Source organism: Serratia sp. K1WW1 (assembly GCF_055790865.1).
This window is the reverse complement of record NZ_CM147697.1, coordinates 3,183,793-3,204,798: the sequence shown is the minus strand read 5'-3', so window position 1 is coordinate 3,204,798 and position 21,006 is coordinate 3,183,793. Positions and strand designations below refer to the sequence as shown.

Below are 21,006 nucleotides of genomic sequence, written 5' to 3'. Positions count from 1 at the left end.
TTAACGTTTACTGTGGTGGATAATTTCTTCGGCCACATTGCGCGGAGCCTCTGCGTAGTGGCTGAACTCCATGGTGTAGGTGGCACGGCCTTGCGACATGGAGCGCAGGGTGGTGGAATAACCGAACATCTCAGACAGCGGAACCTTGGCATGGATCTCTTTGCCTCCGCCACCGGGGATATCCTCCATCCCTTGCACCATACCGCGCCGTGACGACAGATCGCCCATCACGTTTCCCGCGTAATCCTCCGGCGTTTCCACTTCTACCGCCATGATTGGCTCCAGGATCACCGGGCTGGCCAGGCGACAGGCCTCCTTAAACCCAAAGATAGCCGCCATACGGAATGCCTGCTCGGAGGAATCGACATCGTGGTAGGAACCGAAGGTCAGATGCACTTTGACATCGACCATCTGATAACCCGCCAGCACGCCATTATTCAGCGCCTCCAGAATGCCTTTTTTTACCGCCGGAATATATTCACCGGGGATCACGCCGCCTTTGATCTCATCAAAGAACTCAAAGCCTTTACCGGATTCATTGGGTTCCACCGTCAACACCACGTGGCCATATTGGCCTTTACCGCCGGACTGACGCACAAATTTGCCTTCGACGTCGGTCACTTTCTGACGGATGGTTTCCCGGTAAGAGACCTGTGGTTTGCCGGTGTTGGTTTCAACGCCAAACTCGCGCCGCATCCGGTCGACTATGATCTCAAGGTGCAATTCACCCATGCCGTAGATAATGGTCTGGCCGGAGTCTTCATCGGTGCGTACGCGCAGCGAAGGATCTTCCGAAGTCAGGCGTTGCAGTGCAATCCCCATTTTCTCCTGGTCGGCCTTGGTTTTTGGCTCGATGGCCTGCGCGATAACCGGCTCCGGGAACACCATGCGTTCCAACGTGATAATGGCATTGGGATCGCATAGCGTATCGCCGGTGGTGACATCCTTCAGGCCCACACAGGCGGCAATATCCCCGGCGTGCAGCTCATCGACTTCTTTACGATCGTTGGCGTGCATCTGCACGATACGGCCAATACGCTCTTTTTTGCCTTTTACCGGGTTATAGACGCTATCGCCTTTGGCCACGATGCCGGAATAGACGCGCACGAAGGTCAACTGGCCAACGAACGGGTCGGTCATCAGCTTGAATGCCAGCGCCGAGAATTTTTCATTATCATCGGCCTTACGGGTGATAATGTTATCGCGTTCGTCATGGCCTTCCATCGGCGGTACATCCAGCGGAGAGGGCATAAGTTCGATCACCGCGTCCAGCATGCGCTGGATACCCTTGTTACGGAATGCAGAACCGCACAGCATTGGCTGGATCTCACCGGCAACGGTGCGGGCGCGCAACCCCTGAACGATCTCTTCATTGGTTAATGCGACCTGATTGAGGTATTTGTCCATCAGTGCTTCGGAGCCTTCCGCCGCAGCTTCAATCATCTTGTCGCGCCACTCTTGGGCCTGCTCGAGCATTTCTGCCGGGATCGCCTCGAAGCGGTAGGTCATCCCCTGAGTCGCTTCATCCCAGAAGATGGCCTGCATGCGGATCAAATCCACGACGCCAGCAAAATGGTCTTCGGCACCGATGGGGATCACCACCGGCACCGGATTGGCTTTCAGGCGCTCGATCATCATATTGCGCACGCGGAAAAAATCCGCGCCGGTGCGGTCCATTTTGTTGACGAAGGCCAACCGTGGCACCTTGTACTTATTAGCCTGGCGCCACACGGTTTCAGATTGTGGTTGCACGCCGCCAACCGAGTCGTACACCATCACGGCACCGTCCAGCACACGCATCGAACGTTCCACCTCAATGGTGAAATCGACGTGCCCGGGGGTATCGATGATATTGATCCGGTGCTGAGGATAATTATGCTCCATGCCGTTCCAGAAGCAGGTAGTGGCGGCGGAGGTAATGGTGATCCCGCGCTCCTGTTCCTGCGCCATCCAGTCCATGGTAGCGGCGCCGTCGTGGACTTCGCCCAGCTTGTGACTGACCCCGGTGTAAAACAGAATCCGCTCGGTCGTCGTGGTTTTGCCGGCATCAATGTGCGCCGAGATGCCGATATTGCGGTAGCGTTCGATGGGGGTAGTGCGTGCCATAATCAACCTTTCTTAGCCTTGTGGCGTACGGCTTTAACTGTTTAAGTAATAATGATATCCCTCAATGGGTTATCAGCCAGGCCATGATCAACCATGTTCTACGGCCTCAGAGTAATCGTAGCTGATGGTATTGACTTTATTAACCTATGACTGTGATAGGTCGTTTAAAAATCAAACATTATAGATCTCAAGGTTGTTCTGCGGATGGCACTTGCCAGGGTGTGAAAGGAGGCAAACTGAACTGCCTTACAAGAAATTTCCAGCAAGCCATATAAATAACGTTCAGATTGCCTGAAAAATAAGCTAATTTGCTTGTTGCTATAAGTTTTTCTGTGGAGTAATTGATATTTATGTGAAGTTGAGCGAGACATTCCACAAACTTCATGGTTAAATTCCGAATTCGCTCAATTAGCACATTATATTTATTGCAGAGCGAATTTTATTGACTCATGGATTAAGAGATTAACATGCAAAAAACATATTTATCAGTACTTCTGGCTGGCGCAATGGCGTTGTCTTTCGGCGTTCAGGCCGCGGGTGAAAGCACCATTTCTTTAGGTTACGCTCAGAGCCACGTGAAGGTTGATGGCAACAACCTGAATGAGCACCCAAAGGGGTTTAACCTCAAGTATCGCTATGAAATCGATAGCAATTTAGGTTTTATCACCTCATTCACCTACACCACGCAGTCGTATGATTTCTATTATGGCAGTAACAAAGTGGGCGATGGTGATTTAAAATATTACTCACTGACTGCAGGCCCAGCCTATCGCTTTAATGACTATATCAGCGCCTACGGTTTAATCGGTTTTGGCCACGGCAAGGCGACATCCAATATCTCTATGCGGGGTTACTCTTCTAACACCGACGAAAGCAAGACCAGCGTCGCTTACGGTGCTGGCTTACAGTTTAACGTAACCCCTAATATTGCTCTTGATGCTCATTACGAGTATTCAAAGCTGGGTGATTTTAAAGTCGGTACCTGGACCGTTGGTGCTGGCTATCGTTTCTGATAGAAATGTTCTAAAGGGTTTTAAGGGGGCAGTACTACGCCATTACTGTCGGTAAAAATGGTCTGGCCTTCTCGAAACCTCGGAGCCGCCGCTATCCGCGTCGGTTCCGGTTTTATCCTCCTTCAAAGGCGTTCTTTTTCAATGAACCTTTCCTGCCGTTTGCTATACGGTTCCCTCTATACCCCTTCCATGATCTGTTGGTGGGCGGTTTAATGTATCGACGTTAAAATCCAGAGTAACCGTTTGCTGAAAGGACTCGTCATGTCTGCGTTTCGTGTTCTGTTTTTGCTGGCCGTTGCAGTCCAACTGCCAGCCTATGCCAAGCCTTTGGTGAAACCCTCCGGCACTGCACCAGGCTCTATTCAATGGCAATCCTGCAACAGCAGCGCCTTTCAGCACTGGTTCAGCGATGGGCCGCCTCCGGCCGGGTTACAATGTGGCTATGTCGACGCGCCACTGAGTGACCAGAATGCAGCACAAACCGTTCGGCTAGCTCTCACGCGGTTACCTGCAGTAGGCCCAAAAAAAGGCAGCGTGGTGATCATCGCTGATGGGCCTGGCTCGCCAGGGCTCAATCCAAAAATTGCCGAGCAGGGTCCCGCCTGGCGGTTGCAAAAATCTTACGACATCATTGGCTATGATCCGCGTGGTGTGGGGCAATCGACACCCAAAATTTCCTGTCAACCAACAGCCAGTGAGGAAACACCGTCACCTGATGAAAACGATATTCCCGGCGCAGAGCAACAGGCACGGGACAGGGTGGCGGCCTGCGTCAAGCAGACAGGAGCCGACGTGGTGCAACATATGGGCACCCACGAAGCCGTTAACGATCTTGATATTCTTCGCCGGGCGTTGGGTGAACCCGCGTTGACTGCCGTGGCGTATTCTTACGGTACCAAGGTCGCGGAGTTGTATGCCGAGCGTTTCCCTAAGAAAATCCGCGCGTTGGTGCTCGATGGCGTAGTGAGCCTGAAAGAAGATGACTTTAGCCAACGCATCAATCAGGAGCGGGGTTTTCAGCAAAGTTTCCTGCGTTTTGCCGATGACTGCGAGAAAAGCGGCTCATGCCCATTAACCAGCGAACCCAACTGGGCGATCCAGCGGTACCATAGAATGCTGCGCAAATTGCACGATACTCCTTTCGTTACTCCGTCGGGCTATGAAATCTCTGCCGATGACGTGATCACGCTGACGCGTAACCTGTTGCCCTGGCGGGAACGTTGGCCGGAACTGGCCACGGCCTTGCGTAAAATTGATGAGGGTAAAGCCGACGATGCGGTGACCGATCTTATCGACGAAAGCTATACCCCAGACGCAGATGATGCGCGAATGGTGATCACCTGTGCAGATATGGCGAAGCCTGATGCTGACCAGCAGCTGTTACGCCGGCAGCGCCAACAAATCAATACCGCAGCCTCATTTCCCAACTACTTACCGTTGCATGAGTATCCACTCGAGGCCTGTGATTTCTGGCCATATCCTGGCCATGTGGAACCGCATGCTCCAGTGCTATCTACCGCACTCCCGCCGTTGTTGTTCATTTCCCAGCGCTATGACCCGGTTACGCCATATCGTAACGCCCGTGAAATGGCCTCGAGTTTTAAAAGCCCGCTGATTACCCGCGAAGGGGATGGCCATACGCTGACGTTGACGGGCGTAGACAGCTGTGTGGATGATGCAGTAGTAGATTATCTGTTGAGTCCCAAAAAGCCACGACGGGATAAAAGCTGCCGTTGAGCGGGGTTCTTTGGGTAATGATATGTGCCTTCACCATGCTGAAAGAAAACAGGCAGCTAGTGGTGCTTTAGAATCTATGGCTTTGGGCGGGGATCTTAAGTTTTGTCAGTAAGGGGCAGTCTTGGGATGTAAAATAAGAATATTCTGCCCCTTGATGATGTATAGGATCAAGCTGAGTGTCTGGTTGGGATACAGATTTTTCCATTAATGATGTGCGCATCCCGGCGGATCCACTCATTAACTTTGTAGACGCTGGTTCTGTGTAGTTGTGCGAAGGTCTTTATATCTCCGTCATGTTTTCTATATATAACCTCTCTGACACTGGTCAATGTGAAGTTCTCCATTAGATGTGGCTTCCTGGGTGAAGGGGTTTTACGCTTCTATTATGTTAGTGTGTTATTGGAGAAAGCGTAGCATAAAGTTTTAAATGCAGGAATGAAACTTTGCTGTTATATGCGATATTTTATCAATCTGTTTTTTTAATTAGATTAACTTAGGTTAATAAAAAATAACATCTAGCGTTAAAATACATTACTTTATTTTATTTCATTATAAATCAGTGTGTTGATTATCTTTTTTGATGGCGTTTTGCCATGGGCCTTGTGGTTTTCATGTTGGCATTGATTAATGTTCGGCATGGATCCGTTAGGGGGGAGTCAATTCATTTTGTTTGGAATGCAATAATTTACAAATGACAGTATTGCAAGAAAAATCTCATTTCACGAATTGATAAGTTTAATCTTAGATTGTGAAAAAATTATCAGAGAATAATCTTAAGGCAAGGTCAGGGGAGAACATGGCAGAATGTGGACTGTAAAATGGGGGGGGTGTTCAGCCTCATCGTGATTTTTTACCACGCCATGGCACGGAGAAAATGCTAATGGATGGGCGCAACCAGCAGATGACCGAATTCAATTGGGTTCATATGCTAGTCGCGCCTCTGGTTGGGTTAAATCAACCCAAGTTTACCATTAATTTCTGCGATCTCACGCCGCCACTGCTGTTGCAATTGCGGCTTTTGATGCTTGGGTTTACGCGTTAAATCCTCCTCAAGCTTGTGCTCCAGGGCAACCAGAGTCGCCAGCAGGCGATCTTCATTGGTGGATATCGCAGCTTCAGCGAGGGGAGCGCGTTCAGGGGATACCACCAGCTCAGCATTACCGCCACCACTCAGGATGGTATAGATGGGTAAAAGATCGTGCCATTCGCTCAGTTGGCGATCGTCTATCAACCAATAGCGATTACAGCTTTGCTCCATCAACGTCCGATCGTGGGTAACCAGCAGTACGGCTCCCGCAAACTGTTGCAACGTTGCGGCCAGCTCTTCCTTACCTTCCATATCTAGATGGTTGGTCGGTTCGTCAAGCAGCAACAATGAGTAGTTGGCCAGGGTAAGCGCAACAAACAGCAACCGTGAACGCTCGCCACCGCTCAGCGTAGACACTTTCTGCTGATGGCGCAGGTAAGGGAAACCGGCACCGATTAGCGCCATTTTGCGTTGGTCTTCGGTCAGGGACGCGAAGTGGCTCAGAGCATCGCTTAACGAGTCCTCATCGTTGAGCTGTTGCAGGCTCTGGTCGTAATAACCAATACGCACACGAGGGTGAAAAACCACCCCTTGGCAGCTTACTTGCTGGTATTGCTGCCAAAGGAAATGCAGCAATGATGACTTGCCGCAGCCGTTACGGCCTACTAGCGCGATGCGATCGCCACTTTTTACCTGGAGATGATCCAGACTGAACAGCACCGGCGCGGTAGGAGCAGGGCGAATGGCTAATTGCTCCAACGCCAGCAGTCGATCGGCGGGCAGTGCTTCACCACTGAGCCGGAGCCGCCACTGGTTGCCAGCGCTCAAGGTGGTTTGCTGGTCCTTTAATCGAACCACCTGTTTCTCCATCTGCTTGGCTTTACGCGAGAGGTCTTCGTTGTCATATACGTGACCCCAGACAGCCAGGCGTTTGGCACTTTTCTCTACGCGATCAATTTCCTTTTGTTCAGCCTGATGGCGGTGCTCATCAGCCAAGTCCTGCTCTTGGAGGGCGATGCGCGCCTGTGAACAAGGCAAACGGAAATACTGCAGCGTTTTGTCACGCAGGATCCAGGTACAGTTGGTTACGCTGTCCAATAACCGGCCGTCGTGGGAAACCAGCACGAAGCTACCGTTCCAGCCATTGAGGAATTGCTCCAGCCACAGCAGCGTCGGCAGATCCAGATGGTTGCTGGGTTCATCCAGCAGCAGCAAATCAGGTTGGCGGATCAGCGCGCGGGCTAACAACAACCGGGTATGCTGGCCACCGCTCAGGGTGCCGGCCGTCAGATCCCATGCTGCTCGGTCGAATCCCAGTTCGGCGAGTAACACTTCACCTTGCCAACGTTCAGGCTGGTGTTGGCCATCAGCCAGGCCTGTGAGCACTGCCTCCAACAAAGTGCAGTGATACAAGGCTTCGGGAAGGTGTTGTTCCACCCGAGCCATCAGGCATTGGTGTGATGGGGTGACGGTGCCCGTGCTGGCAGGCAGATCGCCACTGAGAATTTTAAGCAGGGTGCTTTTGCCACAGCCGTTATGGCCGATCAAACCGATGCGGTCGCCCTTTTTCAGGCTAAAGGAAACCTCAGCCAGCAGCGGGCCGAAAGCGGTATCAATACCAACAGATTGTGCAGAAAGTAATGTCGTCATGGTGCTTACTCAAGGTTACAGGCATGCAGATGCCTATCGTCAAAAAATTGCCGACGATAACCCGGTAAGCCGGAGGGAAGATCTTTGATGTGAGTAAACTTCGCTCAAGCTTAGGTTATCGGAGCACGATACCGGTAATGCTTGAGCAGCGACGATCGCCAAGGTGATGTGAAAGTATAAACAATTCACAAGACAGCATTGGGGACCTCCTTTTCATAGTTTTTGGTTGATAGGTGAACGGATTATAAAGGGGATTTGCGGTTTCTGCTACTGGCCTACCTGTTAGTTTGAGACTATTAACAGATCTCCACCGGCTCAGTAGGTAGGGGCACAGCATGCTGCGCCCGCTTGGTGAAACAATGGGTTGGGTTACGTTTTGGGCCGTTCACTCATCTTCCGCGTAGATTTCTGGGTCCTGAATATGTTCAAGCACGTCCCCTGGCTGGCAATCAAGATAGCGGCAGATAGCATCCAGCGTAGCAAAACGTATCCCTTTCACCTTGCCTTGCTTTAACAGCGAGAGGTTTTGTTCGGTGATGCCGGCTGCGGCGGCCAGGTCTTTGGATTTGACTTTGCGTGTGGCTAACAACACGTCTAGCCGGACGATGATCGACATAATGGGTTAACCTCACACGAACTGTTGATTTTCATAATGCAACTTGCTGGCCTGTTTCAGGATTTGTGCAATGACGGCAATACAGGCCGCGAGAAACAGGGCGACAATATTCCCTGTATCGATACCTAATGTCACCATCCGTTGGCCAACAGGCTCATGCATGGTTATCCAATAGCTGAGAACGGGTTGGCACAATAACTCTAAAATCGTCCAAATGGCGACGTATTGACCCATTTTTCCCAAATGATGCGCCGCAGTGCCTGAAAAATAAGCACGTTGAGCATAGGTTTGGAACAACTTGCGTAAATGATACAACCCAAGCGCCAGTGCCAGCAGCGGCACGCTCGATAAGATAATGCCCCCGGCAATTTGCCACCATGGGAAGCGGTATAAATCAACACCCATGGCGCTGATTAAATCGTTTGAGATGGAAACATGAAATCCGTAGCCATCGTTGGCGGCGAGGCTTGGGAATAACCAATAGGAAGCATTAAACAGCAGCATGGCGAGTAACAAGCACAATGTGATGGTGGCCATACGTTGGCTGAAGCGGGTAAGGCGTTCTAATGTCATAAAAACCTCAAGTCGTCGAGTGGAAATCGCAGTGACTTTAATCCTTTAATTATCGTAAAACAATAATAAATTATCGAAATGCGATCAGTTAATGATTTTTATGTTCATAAAGCGACCAGTTGTCGGTTTGTTTTTGGGCAGCAAACGGTCATGGAGAGGGCACTCTAGGGGGATAAATAAGGGCAAGTGAGGCGTTAGCTAAAATTTCTACTAACCTTCTAGGATTAATGCGCTTTTTCACTGAATAGCTTGTTATTATACTCACCGCTTATTGTTGATCAGGCGCAGTGATATTCATCGTTTCGCCTGTTGCGTTTATCGCCAACCCCATGCTGAGCATTCACCGTTATGATCAAGTCATTACAGATTTTCCTGTTCACCTTTTTGTTGTTCGGCTTACCGTTGGCTCCGTTGGCCAATACAACGCAGCAGGGTGCTGCTGCCGTAGAACTCAGCCCGCAGGAAATAGCGGCTTCACTGAAAAGTTATCAAAAACAGCTGGATACCATTAAACAGCAGGTCTCAAAGGCGAGCTCTGATGGCCAGTTGAACAAGCTGTTTGAAGCGACGCAGCTCTTGGCCACGGACGCAGAAAAGCTCACCACCGACCTGCAACCCATGCAGGTGAAGTTACAGGCACAGTTGGACGTGCTTGGCCCGCAGCCTGAACCTGGAGTAATGACCGAAAACGCTAGTGTGGTGCAACAACGCAACACGCTCAATAATGCCAAAAAACAGTTGGACGATGCCGTAAAACGCTCGCACGCCATCAGGACCGGGGCACTCGACTTAGGGCAACAAATTACCGATTTGCGCCGCGTGGCCTTCAAATCCCAGCTGGCGTTGAATAGCGGCAGTATCCTTAGTTCGCAATTCTGGTTACCAGAGTCCTCTTCACAGGTTGAGGATTTGGCTCGTCTTAATGACTTTAAGCAGCAACTGGAGCAAACCCTGGATGCCAGTTGGCAGGAGGAATGGCGCTACGGGACGATAGCTTTACTGATCCTGGCTGCGGCTTGCTGGTCCCTCGGGCGCTATTTCGTGGAGCAGTTTTTTGCCTGGGTGTGTATCCGCCATTTACCCGATGGCCGTTTGCGCCGCAGTTTTATGGCATTAATGACAGTGCTGATCACGTTGTTTGCCACCGCGCTGGCGCTAAATCTGCTTATTTCTGCGTTTACTCGTGTTCAGCCGCTGACGTCGCAGGTCCAGGATTTCGCCGATGGATTTATGCAGTTGGGGATTTTCTGCGCGCTGATCGCGGGATTAGGTAGGGCGTACCTGTCGCTGAGCCGTCCATCATGGCGTCTGGCGCAGATGGATGATGCCATTGCTAGCGGCATGCGTTTCCTGTCGCCGTTATTGGCCGGATTGGCGATGGCTTTTGGCACAGTAGAATTGGTTAATAACGTGATTGGTGCCAGTCTTGGCAGCACGGTGCTAGGTAATGGCCTGGCTACCGCACTGATGGCATTAATCTTGTTCGCAATACCGGTTCGGGCACGCCGCATCCGCTTTAAGCTAGAACAGCAGGGGATGCATCTGGAAAAACGCTCGGCGATTGCCGGGATAATCCATATCGTTATTGTGGTCTCGGCAACCGTGATCCTGTTATCACTGTTGATCGGCTATGTGGCCTTCGCTCGTTTCCTGACCTATCAGTTGATTTGGGCTGCGCTGGTACTGATGGCGTTCTATTTCCTGGTGATCTTTGCTACCGATTTCTGTACGGCCATCTTCTCTCCCCAAACTGCCAGCGGGCGGGCGCTGAAAAAATCGCTCCACTTTAAAGATCGTCATCTTGAGCAACTGACCGTCATCTTCACGGCGTTGTCCAAATGTTCCTTGATATTGTTGATGATTGTTGCCCTGATTAATGGCTCCTTTGGCACCACCACGCCAAACTCCTTGCTGCAAAAGATTGTTGCCATCCTGAGCGGCGAGGGCCTGAAGCGGCTGAATATCGTCCCAAGCAACCTGCTCAATGCGGTCGTTTGCCTGGCAATCGGTATCTATGTGCTGCGGGTCACACAACGTTGGTTAAGCCATGAGCTGCTGCCAAAAACCATCAGTGATATCGGTATCCGCGCCTCGCTGGTTACCTTGTTCAGCAACGTCGGCTATGTGCTACTGATCCTGATCACGCTGGCAACGTTAGGTATCCAATGGAACAACCTGGCCTGGATCGTGAGTGCGCTATCGGTAGGTATCGGTTTTGGCCTGCAGGAAATCGTGAAGAACTTTATCTCTGGCCTGATCCTGTTAACGGAGCGCCCGGTTAAAGTCGGAGATATGATCGGTATCGGCGGGGTTGAAGGGGATGTACGGCGCATCAATGTACGCGCCACCGAGATCCAGCTGAGCGATCGCTCGACCATGATTGTGCCTAACTCTCAGCTAATCTCGCAGAACGTGCGTAACGCCACCATGGGGAATGCTCAAGGGGTGGTCACCGTCGCGCTGACTTTCCCTACCGATATCGACCCAGAGCAGGTACGCAACGTGTTGCTGAGTGCCTACCATGAACACGAATCCATTCTGGAAACGCCAGCCCCATACGTTCGCTTCAGCCAGCTTGGCCCAGACGGGATTATCCTCAGCGTAACCGGCTATGTTGCCAGCCCACGCATGGTCGGCTCCACCAAGAGCGATCTGCTGTTCAATATTTTGAAGCTCCTGCGCGCCCATAATGTCAACCTTTCCAGCCCGAAAGAGGTAGTGTTTATGAAGCAACGGGCAAAAAGTCTGGTTGATGAAGAAGAACATTCATCTTGATGAGGGAACACGGATGAATAACTCAATGGCCGATAACATCATCGGCATCTATCAACGGCATGCCGGGGCGTTTGAGCAGAAGCGGTCAACCACTCTGTTTGAGCAACCCTGGTTGGATCGCTTCCTGAGCCTGTTACCCAACAACGGGCGGATCCTGGATATTGGCTGTGGCAACGGCATGCCGATCGCCGACTATTTTATCCCCCAGGGTTTTCAGGTGACGGGGGTGGACAGTTCGCAACCGATGATCGACCGTTGCCTCCAACGCTTCCCAGAACAGCGCTGGGCAGTGGCCGATATGAGAACCCTGGCGCTAGCAGACAAATTTGATGGGCTAATTGCCTGGGACAGTTTTTTCCATCTGACGCGCGAAGATCAGCGCCAGATGTTTAACATTTTCCGGCGACATGCCCGGAGCAAGGCTGCATTAATGTTTACCAGCGGCACCAGTAATGGCGAAGCTATCGGCACGTTCGAAGGCGAACCCCTGTATCATGCCAGCCTGGCCCCCGAAGAATATCGGCAGCTATTGCAGGAGCAGGGGTTTAGCGTGGTGAAAACGATAGTAGAAGATCCGGACTGTGGTGGCCGTACCGTCTGGCTGGCGCAACGCCGCTAGTGCGATTGGCTGAGATTGGGGATGAATTGCCAAAAGGAGAGCGTAGGTGATTGAATTTGTTTATGCCATTGTGACTAAAACCCCCGCGTGGGTTTACGTTCTTTTCATCTTCCTGCTCATCAGAGGGCTAAAAGCTCGCAAGCCCGCCATAGTTTCCCTCGAAAAACTGGCGATCATCCCGCTCGTTTTTCTGCTTTGGGACATTTATGATCTGGTGGCACGACATCAACTCACCGTTATCGCCCTATTGATGTGGTGCGGTGGGCTGGCCTTGGGAGCCTTCATCGGCTATAAGCTGGTAAACCCGGCGCGAATCGAAGCGAGCGGTGAGCCGCGCTCCATAAGCCGGCCTGCTGATTATTCGGTTTTACCTCTGATGATGATCGCGTTTGTCACCAAGTACATTCTTGGTGTCATCGCCTCTATCTCGCCTGACACATTGCTGCAACCCGGTTGGCTCGCTTTGGCGATCGTTTCTGGCGGACTCTTTGCAGGCATATTCGTCGGGAAGTTTATTCACTATTTAAGGTGCTATTTTTTGGTCACCAATCAGCACGCTAAGCCTTAGTCCGCTATAAGTATGCTATCAGCCGAGTTGTGGTGTTGAGATTATGAAGCTAATGAAAATCGTGAGAAAGATAGAAAGATACGTACCGGTATCCTTAATCCTGGCGTTGATGGTTGCACATATCGGGTACTTGATACTTAGCCCGATCTTGTGGCATGGCTTGAAACATGTTGCTGATTTTCAGGAAAAATTTAGCTCCTGGCAACAAGCGCTGGGATTTCTCGATGCGATGGATATTCCCCGTTTTATGATTGGCATCGTGCTGTTCTTTATGGCGGGAATGTTGCTGTTAAAGACGCGTATTGCCTGGTTTTTCTCGTTGCTATTGCTCAGTTGTATCATCATTGTTGATATCGTTATCTATAAGCAGATCACGGTGCTGGCGGGATATTGTCTGGTCACTATCGTGGGTTTGCTAATCTGCTGGCGCCGTTTTGACCAACGTAAACTGGCAAGTACCAGCTTTTTTGCCGTCACCAGCGTAGCTTCACTGATTGTCTACAGTATGTTAGGCACGCTGTATATGGGCGATCAATTTACCCCGGCAGTCACCGACCTGCCTACGGCGTTTTATTTTGCCGTGGTCTGCATGTCTACTGTCGGCTTTGGCGATATCATTCCGCATACCACTGCTGCGCGGATGTTTACACTCACGGTGATTATCTTTGGCATTACGGTTTTTGCCGCTTCTCTGGCATCGGTTGCTGGCGTGCTAATCAGTCAAAATCTTCAACGTATTATCAAAGGGCGGTTCTCTCACATGGTTCGCAAAAATCACTATATTATTGTTGGTACCTCTTCATTGGCTCAAAATGTCTATCAGGGATTGATTGAAAGCGGCGGTAACGTGACCATTGTTTGCGAGCCAGGCAATAAGCAACATTACCCTGATCATGCGGATGTGGTTGAAGGCGATCCTTCCGCCGTTGCGACGCTGGCATTAGCCGGGGCGGAAAAGGCGAAATACATTGTTGCCTTGACCGAAAGCGATGCGGTTAACGCTTTCATCATATTGGCTGCCAAAGAGGTGGGTGGGGCAGACACCAAAACCATCACGTTGGTTAACGAAAGCCAGAACATGAATAAGATCAAACGCGTCAAACCTGATGCGCTACTCTCACTGCAACTGTTAGGCAGTGAACTGCTGGTGCGTTCTTTGAATGGTGAGGTGATGAATCACGACCTGAATATTGATACGTTTTTCAGTAACAATGAGGGCAAGTAACCTGGTTTTCCTTGCTAATGGCCAAGCCAGGCAATAGCTCCGGGAGCCTATCACGCCTGCAAATGTGGGTAGGCTCAGGCGAAATGCGCCCTCTGATGTCTGCGTCTTGCCGTTTATAGCCTCACACGGCAAACACGCTGACTTTTTTAAATGGGCAAGCACAAAAAAACCACATTTTTACCATGCCTTTTGTTACATAAAGCTATTTTTTTATTAAAAAACATAACTAACTTCAATTAAGTCATCCCAATTCAATAATAAAAAATAATTATCCCCTCTGTTATTCGCTATCTTTTTATAATAATAGCCCTTTAGGATTACTCTTGATTTATTATTTGGACTTTATTTCAGCCCCCGTGTTAGGATTTTCCTGCGTTATCGGAATCGCAACTTACTACAGGGAGATAGTAAAGTGAAAATAAGGACATCCTTATTCATTAAAATGACTTTAGTGTCACCCCTCGATATAAGAAGCCAAGCCTGCCGCGATCTAATGGTTCAACAAAATCAACCATTATTTAATCCAGTTTAAAAAATGAAAAAGACACGGCAAATGATTTGCTGTGTTTATTTAACTATAGTGCAAACAAGGAATATACACATGAAAGCAATCTCCATCAAAACGACTCTGGCATCTCTGATCCTGGCAGGCCTGTCAAGCAACGCCTTTGCCTACGATGCGCAGATCAACATCACTGGCGAACTGACTGAAACCACCTGCGTCATCAACGGTAACACTACAGGCCCGGCAGTCCAGAACATCATTTTGCCAACCTTATCCAAATCCTCACTGGCCGGTGCAGACTCTTGGGCTGGACGCGTACCTGTTACTTTCACGTTTACTGATTGTGATGCCTCCACCGCCACAGCCACCTTTGAAAACGGCACTAACATCAGCGCTGATGGCAACATGGTGAACTTGGCTACCACCACCCCGGCAACCAAAGTCGAGGTTCAGTTGTTGAATGCTGCGGGTACCGTGCTCAACCTGGCGTCAGACACCGCAGCTACCCCAATCGTTAACGAAACCGGGACTCTGAAGTTCTTTGCCCAGTATTACTCTAAAGATGGTGCGGCTACTGCCGGTAAGGTGGTCTCACACGTTGAATTCTCAATGAATTACAACTAATTCCCCTGGGGGATACCCGCGTTTTTGGTATCCCCTCTTTTTTTAAGGGCATCCGCAATAGGGTGCCCTTAAAAAAATGGAATTTGGTCATTGCTGGTTATCCATGACCCCACCAATCTTTGGAGAAATATTCATGCTTGCAGGCTTCCTACACGTAGTGGCCCATCGTCAGACTCGGCGGATCTTTATGACCAGCCTGTTGGCGATGGCGGTAAGTTCGACTGTCCATGCTGCAAACAATGACGCTGCGGAACGGGCAGAATTCGACCCCGGCTTTTTCCGTGGGCTCAGCGGCCAAGCGGTCGATCTCTCTCGCTTCAGCAGAGGCAACACCTTGGCTCCCGGCCACTATCGCTTTGATGTGTACGTTAATGAGCTGTGGGTGGGGCGCCAGGAAATTGCCGTAACCCTGACCGTCCCAGAGGCGCGGGTGAGTTATTGCTTCACCCCTGAACAGGTACGGCAATGGGGTCTGGATGCCAGCAAACTCCCCGAAGCGGCGCTGGCCCAACAGGCGTTAAAGAGTGGAAAATGCTTTGATACCAATAAATTCATTCCTGGCTTTAAGCTCAGTGCCAACACCGGGGAACTGATGCTGGATATCACCGTGCCCCAGGCGTTTATCGGCTCACGCCGTGGCGTGGTCGCACCCGAGCTATGGGACCATGGCGTCACCGCCGGTTTTGTCGGCTATAACCTGAACACATTCCGTACCAATAACCGGGAAGCGGGCAATACCACCCAGTATTTTGGCGGTTTTAACAGCGGGGTTAACCTGGGGGCCTGGCGATTACGTCATAACAGCAGCTATACCCGTACTGACGGTAACGGCAGTTCCGGCCACTATCAATCCATCAGTACCTATGCTCAGCGATCTATTGCACCGCTCAAAGCACAACTCACGGTGGGTCAATACTTCACGCCGGGGGAGCAGTTTGACAGCGTGCCGTTCACCGGCGTGCAGTTGACCAGCGACACCCGCATGAACCCCGATACCGAGAACAGCTTTGCGCCGGTGATCCGTGGGATCGCCAATTCCAACGCCAAAGTCACCATCCGCCAGGGCAACAACGTGATCCACGAGACCAGCGTGCCGCCTGGCCCGTTTGCTATCGACGATCTCCACAGCACCGGCTATTCCGGCGATCTGCAGGTAACTGTAACCGAAGCCGACGGCCAGACCCGTATCTTTACCGTGGCTTATGCGGCGGTGCCGCAGATGTTGCGGCCAGGTGTTTCACGCTTCAGTCTGTCCGCGGGGAAATACCGCGACAGCACGCTCGACAGTGTCCCCAGTCTGTTGTTGGGCACCTGGCAGCACGGGGTATCCAACCTGGTGACCGTCTACACGGGCGGCATTGTGGCAGAGAAATATCAGTCGTTGCAGGGCGGGCTGGCATTGAACACCGGCGTGGGCGCGTTTGCGCTGGATCTTACCCAATCTTGGGCGACCGGCCTGAAGGGTAATAGCACCGGGATCGATGAGCATATGCAGGGGCAGAGTTACCGGGCAACCTACAGCAAGCTGCTGTACGAGACGCGCACCAACTTTACTCTGGCGGCCTACCGTTTTTCGAGTGAGGGCTACCTGAATTTCAGCGATTTTGCCCGGGCGCGCAGTAGCGAGACGCCCACGTTTAATGAAATGAGCAGTCTGCCCGGCCTGATAGGCAGCGTTGTCGAGTCTGCCCGGCCGCGCAACCGCTATCAACTGAACATCAATCAGCCTTTGGATGATGGTTATGGCAGTTTGTTCTTCAGCGGTTCGGCGCAGAACTACTGGCATAATCGTGGGGGCACCAGCACCACATTCCAGGCTGGTTATGGTAATAGCTACCGTTGGGGGAGCTTCAACGTAGGCATCAGCCGGACTATCGGCTCGGTTGGACAATCGGATACGCAGTACCTGTTCAGCATCAGCATTCCTCTCGGCAGCCGGGCACGTGCGCCGATGCTGACGACGTCGCTGAACTATAGCGACAGCAAGAACACCACGGCACAAACCACCCTGAGCGGTACGGTGGGCGAAAATAACCAACTGAGCTACAACGCGTTTGGCAGCAGCAGCCGGGCTGACAGCCACAGCGCCAATTCCCTGGGCGGCAACGTGCAGTACAGCTCACCGTATGCGGTGATGAGCGGCGGTGCCAGCAGCGGCAATAGCACCCGGCAGTTGAACCTGGGGCTGAGCGGCAGCGTGGTTGCCCATCCGGGCGGTGTCAACTTCACACAGTACCAAGGTGAGACCATGGCGGTGGTGCAGGCCAAAGGGGCAGAAGGGGCAACCATCAGCAGCAACGTCGGCGCAGCGGTTCAGGGTAACGGTTTCGGGGTGGTCTCTGGGCTGATGCCATACCGCCAGAACGAAATCGCGCTCGATCCAAAGGGGACTTCGCATAACGTGGAGATCCAGGGCAGTTCTCAGCAGGTGGCTCCCAGCGCCGGGGCCATCACGATGCTGCAATACCAGACCGAGAGCGGCACGCCGGTGATGTTGCAGGCTAGCCGTACCGATGGCAAACCGATCCCGTTGGGTTCAGAAGTGCTGGATGACAAGGGAAACTATCTGGCGATGGTGGGCCAGGGCGACCTGATCTTCGTGCGCGGTTTGGCACAGCAGGGGAAACTGGTGGTGAAATGGGGGCCGGAGGAAACCCAGCGCTGTTCGCTACAGTACCGTTTACCTGCTGACTTGGCCAACATGCAGGATTACCCGAAAGTCCCAGTGAAGTGCGTACTGTAATCAATATCCCAGCCCGGTGATAACCGGGCTGCATAATCAACGAGAACTGCGGTTCAAAGAACCAGCATAGTTGTTTATCTGACACTATGATTATGTAAACACGCAGGCATCTCACATTCTTTTAGGAAGATATCAATCATGAACAGATCGCGGATTATAGCCCTTCTTTTTGCTGTGCTGTGCAGTTGGGTGTTTCAGGTGCAGGCCAACGTGGTCATTTCCGGTACTCGGCTGATTTACCCGGCCAAAGATCGGGAAATCACCGTAAAAACCACCAATATGGGGAAAGAACCCTCAATGGTGCAGGTGTGGATTGACCGGGGCGACCCCAATAGCCGTGCCGATACCGCCAATGCCCCGTTCCTGGTAACGCCACCGCTGGTGCGTATTGACCCTAACAAGGGGCAGGCGTTCCGCGTGGTGTTTACCGGCGCAGCATTGCCAAAAGATCGGGAGTCTATCTTCTGGTTTAACCTGCTAGATGTGCCACCGCTGCCAAAAGATGCCGATGCCAACGTGATGCAGGTGGCTTACCGTTCGCGTATCAAACTGTTTTACCGCCCTGAAGGGCTGGCAGGCAACCCAGTTAAGGCCGCTGAATCTCTCACCTGGGCACGGGGAACGTCCGGTAAAAGCGGTGTAGAACTTCAGGTACGCAACAACAGCCCATTCTATGTTTCGTTGTCCACTGTCACTTTGAAAAGTGGCAGCGCGTCATTTAAAGATGCCGAGGGGAAAACCCTGGCTCCGTTCAGCAGCCAGAATATCATGCTGAAAGGCACGGGGGCGTTACCAGCAGGACAAGCCAACGTAACGTACAGCTGGATCAACGACTACGGCGCGGCCGTTGAGCAGACCACCCCATTGGCACCCTGAACCGAATACGCGTCGGGTTTTACGCACGGAGGCAGCATGCCATGACCAACACGAATAAGGCGGGATCCATATGATGAGTAGCAACATTCAGAAAACGATAAAAAAAGCGGTAACGCTGAAGACATCGCGCGCCAGACTGGCTGCGCTCTCGCTGGGCACCCTGGCGCTGGCGGTGCTGAGTATCTCTCAGGGGTATGCTACTACTAACATATGTAACACCCCGGCGCCGCTCTCCCTCACGTTTCCTGCGCTGGTGTTTGACGGCGGGGCGGACGGCCCCACCATCGGTCAGCCTATAGGCAACAGCTGGGGAGCAGTCACGACCAACCCCACTCTTTTTAACGGTGGTGCTGACTGTCTAATTAGCTTCGGTATTACATTATTGATGATCTCGCAGGGAGGGGCGCAGCTAATCCCGGGTATTACCTATACCGAGGGCGGACTCACCTACCCGGTATTTTCTACCAATGTACCGGGTATCGGTATCATTATCGGGATAAAGGCGACGTCGGCGGCGAACTACACGCCAGTAAACTCAGTAACCACCTTCTATCCAGAGCCCACTCCGTCACGGGGCATGGGGGTATCCCTGCAGGCCAAACTGATCGTGACCGGACGCCTGGCCACCGGTGTTTATCAAATCCCCAGTCAGAATCTGGTCCGTGTATATGCCAATGGTCCTCTGCCGGATACGGCCACCGGTATAAGCGTGATGACGCTTAACACCACGACAGTGACTATTACGGCCAGAACCTGCCAGATGACCAGCGCGACAACGCAGAATGTACCGCTACCGCGGGTCACCAAAAACCAGTTCTCCGGCCCGGGCTCATTGTCAGCCGTCGGGTATAATTTCACGCTGTCAACGCTATGCGACAGCGGGGTCAAGCTGTATGCCACCATGACCGATGCCAACGACCCGAGCAATACCGGCAATACGCTTTCGTTGGGTACGGGTAGCACGGCGTCAGGCGTGGGTGTGCAGATACTCAGGAATAACCAGGCGATTGCGTTTGGTCCGGACTCCGCGGCGTCGGGAAATACCAACCAGTGGTATATCGGGACCGCTGGCAGCGGCGGCAAAGAGACCATTAACATCCCGCTGGAGGCCAAATACGTTCAGACAGAGTCAAACATGGTGGCGGGAAACATCAGGAGCAGGGCCACCGTGACTTTCTCCTACCAGTAACAGCATCGTTGCCAATAAAAAAACCGGCGAATTGCCGGTTTTTTATTGGCTAAGGAAAAGATTCCCGCCTGACCACTAGACCCCATGAGTAGTAACAAACAAAAACAATAATCCCGCCTTAATAAGGTTTTCCTTATATCAATTTTCTTTATTTAAACAAACAGACTGATGCTGGCATTGTGTTAATAGATTAATATCCTTTTTTCTTTGGTTTTAATTTAATCAACCAATTGATTTTATTTGTATTTAAATTAAAAATTGATTTAAATCATATTAGGAATTTTCTGTTTAGTTTTTGTTTATAATTCTATTGTTATTATTTCCTGGCGTTAAGTGAACCGCCAGTCATCACTGAAGGGTAATGAAATAAGGATATCCTTATTTATTTGGAACGGCAATATGGCAATATATTTTTAATTGTGAAACATACGAGTTTAGAACTGTTTTTCAATCATGACCCAATGGCGTTAATTACCGCTAACTGAATTTGAATCAACAACAATTTGTTGTACTGAATACTCACTAGTTAAACCAAGGAATTGAAAACATGAAAGCAATCACTATCAAAACTGCCCTGGCAACTCTGATCCTGGCTGGTCTGGCAAGCAACGCTTTTGCCTACGATGCGCAGATCAACATCACCGGTGAACTGACTGAAAGCACCTGCCTGATCAATGGCGCCAGCAGCCCAGCGGTCAAGAACGTCACTTTGCCAACCCTGTCCAAGTCTGCCCTGACCGGTGCAGGCTCATGGGCTGGCCGCGTGCCTGTCACCTTCGAACTGTCCGGCTGTGATGTGGGTACCACCGGTGCAACCGCCACCTTCGAAAACGGCCCGAACATCAGTGCTGAAGGCAACATGAAAAACCTGGCCTCAACCAACGCTGCTACTAACGTAGAAGTTCAGTTGCTGGATGCAGCAGGTACTGCGCTCAACCTGGCGTCAGACACCGTAACCACCTCAATCGTAGGTGAAGAAGGGACCTTGAAGTTCTTTGCACAGTATTACTCCAAGGATGGCGGTGCGTCTGCTGGCCAGGTGGTCTCACACGTTGAACTCTCAATGAACTACAACTAATCCCCTTGGGGATATCCGTAGTCACGGTATCCCTGATTTTTTAAGGGCATCCACCATAGGGTGCCCTTAAAAAATGAATCTG

General features: G+C 51.3%; 15 protein-coding genes. 11 read left to right on the top strand and 4 right to left on the bottom strand.

Annotation, left to right across the window (positions count from 1 at the left end; genetic code table 11):
- Positions 1-2,106 carry an elongation factor G gene (fusA, locus tag ACX9GU_RS14440; RefSeq protein WP_473192005.1) on the bottom strand — a complete coding sequence of 702 codons (2,106 nt, stop codon included), beginning with the start codon at positions 2,104-2,106 and terminating at the stop codon, positions 1-3.
- A 467-nt stretch (positions 2,107-2,573) separates the two neighbouring features.
- Here fusA and ACX9GU_RS14435 point away from each other — a divergent pair, with 467 nt between their 5' ends.
- The gene (locus tag ACX9GU_RS14435) at positions 2,574-3,119 is read left to right on the top strand and encodes an Ail/Lom family outer membrane beta-barrel protein (protein ID WP_473192004.1); all 546 of its coding nucleotides are present in this window, start codon (positions 2,574-2,576) and stop codon (positions 3,117-3,119) included.
- Between the two features lie 261 nt (positions 3,120-3,380).
- The gene (locus tag ACX9GU_RS14430; protein ID WP_473192003.1) at positions 3,381-4,856 is read left to right on the top strand and encodes an alpha/beta hydrolase; all 1,476 of its coding nucleotides are present in this window, start codon (positions 3,381-3,383) and stop codon (positions 4,854-4,856) included.
- Positions 4,857-5,805: 949 nt separating this feature from the next.
- Here ACX9GU_RS14430 and ACX9GU_RS14425 read toward each other — a convergent pair.
- The 3 genes from ACX9GU_RS14425 to ACX9GU_RS14415 all read right to left on the bottom strand — a co-directional run bounded on the left by ACX9GU_RS14425 (position 5,806) and on the right by ACX9GU_RS14415 (position 8,722).
- Positions 5,806-7,533 carry an ABC-F family ATP-binding cassette domain-containing protein gene (locus ACX9GU_RS14425; RefSeq protein WP_473192002.1) on the bottom strand — a complete coding sequence of 576 codons (1,728 nt, stop codon included), beginning with the start codon at positions 7,531-7,533 and terminating at the stop codon, positions 5,806-5,808.
- A 385-nt stretch (positions 7,534-7,918) separates the two neighbouring features.
- Positions 7,919-8,149: a helix-turn-helix domain-containing protein gene (locus ACX9GU_RS14420; RefSeq protein ID WP_021804454.1), complete on the bottom strand. Its 231-nt coding sequence runs from the start codon at positions 8,147-8,149 to the stop codon at positions 7,919-7,921.
- 12 nt (positions 8,150-8,161) lie between these two features.
- Positions 8,162-8,722, bottom strand: a complete 561-nt coding sequence (locus tag ACX9GU_RS14415; RefSeq protein WP_473192001.1) for a DUF2975 domain-containing protein — start codon at positions 8,720-8,722, stop codon at positions 8,162-8,164.
- Between the two features lie 348 nt (positions 8,723-9,070).
- Between ACX9GU_RS14415 and ACX9GU_RS14410 the strand changes: the two genes are divergently transcribed.
- The 9 genes from ACX9GU_RS14410 (at position 9,071) to ACX9GU_RS14370 (ending at position 20,924) form a co-directional block, all read left to right on the top strand.
- On the top strand, positions 9,071-11,497 hold the full coding sequence (locus ACX9GU_RS14410) for a DUF3772 domain-containing protein (protein ID WP_473192000.1): 2,427 nt from the start codon (positions 9,071-9,073) through the stop codon (positions 11,495-11,497).
- 13 nt (positions 11,498-11,510) lie between these two features.
- A complete protein-coding gene (locus tag ACX9GU_RS14405; RefSeq protein WP_473195188.1) occupies positions 11,511-12,116 on the top strand; it encodes a class I SAM-dependent DNA methyltransferase in 606 nt (201 codons plus the stop codon).
- Between the two features lie 46 nt (positions 12,117-12,162).
- On the top strand, positions 12,163-12,684 hold the full coding sequence (locus tag ACX9GU_RS14400; protein WP_473191999.1) for a hypothetical protein: 522 nt from the start codon (positions 12,163-12,165) through the stop codon (positions 12,682-12,684).
- A 52-nt stretch (positions 12,685-12,736) separates the two neighbouring features.
- Positions 12,737-13,909 (top strand): voltage-gated potassium channel protein, encoded by a 1,173-nt coding sequence (gene kch, locus ACX9GU_RS14395; RefSeq protein WP_473195187.1) that lies wholly within the window; start codon positions 12,737-12,739, stop codon positions 13,907-13,909.
- Between the two features lie 601 nt (positions 13,910-14,510).
- On the top strand, positions 14,511-15,038 hold the full coding sequence (locus ACX9GU_RS14390; RefSeq protein ID WP_473191998.1) for a fimbrial protein: 528 nt from the start codon (positions 14,511-14,513) through the stop codon (positions 15,036-15,038).
- Between the two features lie 133 nt (positions 15,039-15,171).
- Positions 15,172-17,781: a fimbria/pilus outer membrane usher protein gene (locus ACX9GU_RS14385; protein WP_473191997.1), complete on the top strand. Its 2,610-nt coding sequence runs from the start codon at positions 15,172-15,174 to the stop codon at positions 17,779-17,781.
- A 138-nt stretch (positions 17,782-17,919) separates the two neighbouring features.
- On the top strand, positions 17,920-18,657 hold the full coding sequence (locus ACX9GU_RS14380; RefSeq protein ID WP_473191996.1) for a fimbrial biogenesis chaperone: 738 nt from the start codon (positions 17,920-17,922) through the stop codon (positions 18,655-18,657).
- Positions 18,658-18,727: 70 nt separating this feature from the next.
- Positions 18,728-19,846 carry a fimbrial protein gene (locus ACX9GU_RS14375; protein WP_473191995.1) on the top strand — a complete coding sequence of 373 codons (1,119 nt, stop codon included), beginning with the start codon at positions 18,728-18,730 and terminating at the stop codon, positions 19,844-19,846.
- Between the two features lie 547 nt (positions 19,847-20,393).
- Positions 20,394-20,924: a fimbrial protein gene (locus tag ACX9GU_RS14370; protein ID WP_473191994.1), complete on the top strand. Its 531-nt coding sequence runs from the start codon at positions 20,394-20,396 to the stop codon at positions 20,922-20,924.
- Positions 20,925-21,006 lie beyond the last annotated feature (82 nt).

Excerpts from the sequence above, each read along its gene's own strand:
- fusA (WP_473192005.1), bottom strand. The coding sequence starts at position 2,106 with ATGGCACGCACTACCCCCATCGAACGCTACCGCAATATCGGCATCTCG.
- ACX9GU_RS14435 (WP_473192004.1), top strand. The coding sequence starts at position 2,574 with ATGCAAAAAACATATTTATCAGTACTTCTGGCTGGCGCAATGGCGTTG.
- ACX9GU_RS14430 (WP_473192003.1), top strand. The coding sequence starts at position 3,381 with ATGTCTGCGTTTCGTGTTCTGTTTTTGCTGGCCGTTGCAGTCCAACTG.
- ACX9GU_RS14425 (WP_473192002.1), bottom strand. The coding sequence starts at position 7,533 with ATGACGACATTACTTTCTGCACAATCTGTTGGTATTGATACCGCTTTC.
- ACX9GU_RS14420 (WP_021804454.1), bottom strand. The coding sequence starts at position 8,149 with ATGTCGATCATCGTCCGGCTAGACGTGTTGTTAGCCACACGCAAAGTC.
- ACX9GU_RS14415 (WP_473192001.1), bottom strand. The coding sequence starts at position 8,722 with ATGACATTAGAACGCCTTACCCGCTTCAGCCAACGTATGGCCACCATC.
- ACX9GU_RS14410 (WP_473192000.1), top strand. The coding sequence starts at position 9,071 with ATGATCAAGTCATTACAGATTTTCCTGTTCACCTTTTTGTTGTTCGGC.
- ACX9GU_RS14405 (WP_473195188.1), top strand. The coding sequence starts at position 11,511 with ATGAATAACTCAATGGCCGATAACATCATCGGCATCTATCAACGGCAT.
- kch (WP_473195187.1), top strand. The coding sequence starts at position 12,737 with ATGAAAATCGTGAGAAAGATAGAAAGATACGTACCGGTATCCTTAATC.
- ACX9GU_RS14390 (WP_473191998.1), top strand. The coding sequence starts at position 14,511 with ATGAAAGCAATCTCCATCAAAACGACTCTGGCATCTCTGATCCTGGCA.
- ACX9GU_RS14385 (WP_473191997.1), top strand. The coding sequence starts at position 15,172 with ATGCTTGCAGGCTTCCTACACGTAGTGGCCCATCGTCAGACTCGGCGG.
- ACX9GU_RS14380 (WP_473191996.1), top strand. The coding sequence starts at position 17,920 with ATGAACAGATCGCGGATTATAGCCCTTCTTTTTGCTGTGCTGTGCAGT.
- ACX9GU_RS14375 (WP_473191995.1), top strand. The coding sequence starts at position 18,728 with ATGATGAGTAGCAACATTCAGAAAACGATAAAAAAAGCGGTAACGCTG.
- ACX9GU_RS14370 (WP_473191994.1), top strand. The coding sequence starts at position 20,394 with ATGAAAGCAATCACTATCAAAACTGCCCTGGCAACTCTGATCCTGGCT.